Source organism: Moorena sp. SIO4A1, from assembly GCF_010672065.1.
Taxonomy (GTDB): Bacteria; Cyanobacteriota; Cyanobacteriia; order Cyanobacteriales; family Coleofasciculaceae; genus Moorena.
The window spans coordinates 1-2,232 of record NZ_JAAHHX010000332.1 but is presented as its reverse complement, the minus strand read 5'-3'; the positions used below and the strand labels follow the sequence as shown (position 1 = coordinate 2,232).

General features: G+C 45.4%; 2 protein-coding genes and 4 tRNA genes. 5 read left to right on the top strand and 1 reads right to left on the bottom strand.

Going from position 1 to position 2,232, the window contains the following annotated elements; translation table 11 throughout:
• The coding region (locus tag F6K53_RS37900) for an RNA-guided endonuclease TnpB family protein (protein ID WP_293084861.1) at nt 1-554 on the top strand (554 nt) is incomplete at its 5' end.
• Here the strand turns inward: F6K53_RS37900 and F6K53_RS37895 are convergent.
• Complete coding sequence (locus tag F6K53_RS37895) at nt 542-961, bottom strand: hypothetical protein (RefSeq protein ID WP_293084858.1); 420 nt, start codon at nt 959-961, stop codon at nt 542-544. The two genes, F6K53_RS37900 and F6K53_RS37895, sit on opposite strands and share 13 nt — an antisense overlap.
• 73 nt (nt 962-1,034) lie before the next feature.
• Here F6K53_RS37895 and F6K53_RS37890 point away from each other — a divergent pair.
• From F6K53_RS37890 to F6K53_RS37875, 4 genes are all read left to right on the top strand, one after another.
• A tRNA-Leu gene (locus tag F6K53_RS37890) sits at nt 1,035-1,108 on the top strand.
• A 4-nt stretch (nt 1,109-1,112) separates the two neighbouring features.
• A tRNA-Pro gene (locus F6K53_RS37885) sits at nt 1,113-1,186 on the top strand.
• A gap of 533 nt (nt 1,187-1,719) precedes the next feature.
• Nucleotides 1,720-1,793, top strand: a tRNA-Leu gene (locus F6K53_RS37880).
• 2 nt (nt 1,794-1,795) lie between these two features.
• Nucleotides 1,796-1,872, top strand: a tRNA-Met gene (locus F6K53_RS37875).
• Nucleotides 1,873-2,232: the final 360 nt, after the last annotated feature.

Genomic DNA, 2,232 nt, shown 5'->3' with positions numbered 1-2,232 from the left:
TTGTTGATGTTGGAGTTAAAGTTCTGGCTACTTGCTCGTATGGAACTGTGTTTCCTAATCCCAGGGCTTATAAACAAGCCCAGAAAAAACTGGCTAGACTTCAACGAGAACTTTCTAGAAGAAAACTAGGTTCTGCTAACAGAAATAAAACCAAGCTAAAGCTTGCGTTAGCTCATCAAAGCATTGTTAACATCCGCAAAGATACAATCCACAAACTTACCTCTTGGCTTTGCAAAAACCACGCAGTCATTGGATTAGAAGATTTAAATGTTTCCGGTCTGTTGAAAAACCACAAGCTAGCGGGTGCGATCGCTGATTCGGCATTCTATGAGATTCGTCGTCAACTCGAATATAAATCCGAGTGGTACGGGTGCCAACTGGTATTTGCAGATAGGTTCTATCCATCAACTAAAACCTGTTCAAGCTGTGGTCACATTCAAGAAATGCCACTGAAAGAACGAGTTTTTAATTGTGAGGCTTGCGGTTACACCGCTGATCGCGATTTGAACGCAAGTCGTAATTTAGAACGATACGCCGGGGGCTACCTGGTTTGAGCCTGTGTTAGTGGGAAGTGCCGACACCCCACGCAATCCCAGTTATCTGGAAGAAAGCAGGAAGGGAACTTTAATACGGTTTGAGCCGTGTTGTGTAAGTTTTCCGTAGCAGGTTGGTTCGAGTCCAACTCCGGCATTCTATTGTTGAAAGTTAACCGGTTGTTCGCCTTTGGCGTTCCCGTAGGGTAGGTTAACCGGTTGAAGGTTAACCGGTTGTTCGCCTTTGGCGTTCCCGTAGGGTAGGTTAACCGGTTGAAAGTTAACTGGTTGAAGGTTAACCGGTTAAAGGTTAATCGGTTGTTCGCCTTTGGCGTTCCCGTAGGGTAGGTTAACCGGTTGTAAGCTTCAACCAAACAACCTAGGCTACTTCGGACGCCAAAGGCGAACAACCTTGGCCAATAGGCCACGCTACGCGAACAACCAAACAACCTTTAACCTTCAACCCAAATGACTTTTGATAGCAACTTGGTATCAAATTATGCTCCTGTAGCCCAATTGGCAGAGGCGACCGTTTTAAAAACGGTCAGTTGTGGGTTCGACTCCCACCAGGAGTACTAACGGGGTGTGGCGCAGTTTGGTAGCGCGCTTGCTTTGGGAGCAAGATGTCGCAGGTTCAAATCCTGTCACCCCGACTTTACCCCTGTGATGGAATTGGTAGACATCACTCCCCCAGAACGAGTGTCTTGCAGGATGAATGCTTCCCCCACCTGCTAAGCGAGGTGTGGGTATCCGTCTTGATTACAAGGGCACTTATCCCTCGCGACAGGCGGCATTCTCGCCGAACAACCAGGACTTTTGCTGGATTGTTCCCCCAAGTCGTTTCCGCTATAGGGCTTATGTTTAGGAACTTTTACCTAGAGTCTGACGTGTATAAACCGACTACAAAGGATTTACAGGCTTGATTTTCCTTTCGTTAAGAGGTCGTGCCTCCAGGTTGCTCAGAATCTTGTTCTGCCCTTTGCCGTACCGCTCAAGATAGATAAATTATATCGCAATTTGCCGCTCCTTGAACCCCACCTGCGTTCTCGTGGTGGGGGAATGCGTCGCTCATTTTTGTTCAAATCCTGTCGGGAGTAGCAATTATCCAGATGTGGCGCAGTTTGGTTTAGTCCAGTTGACCAACAGTGAATTGGTCATAAGCGGAAATTCTGCCCCTCGGATCCAAACCCCTGTAGCCCAATTGGCAGAGGCTCTAGGCTTAGAACCTAGGTGTTACTGGTTCAAATCCAGTCAGGGGTATCGCAGGGATGGAGCAACAGTAGGCTCGCCAGGCCCATAACCTGGAAATCAGTGAGTGCAACTCTCACCCCTGCCACCAATTTGTAGGCATGATGTCATAAGCTGTTCAGCATTTAGATTGGGATACCATTATTGTTCAAAGGGAACAGGGAATAGGGAACAGGGAACGGGGAATAACCAATTTAAATGCACATCAGCTTATCATCTCTGCTTGAATACTTATCATTGAAAGGAGTTCGTAAATTTAAAATTGTCAAGTACCAAATAACCAATAAAAAGTAACGATTTTCCTGATTTTAATAGTTATCAAGAGAACCTGAACAATCTTGCTAATTGTTCATAATTTAAAAAAAAGAGCTCTTTACTACTGTTCCCTGTTCCCTGTTCCCTGTTCCCTTTTTATATAAATACTATGTTTACCTAATAAGTTAAATAACAG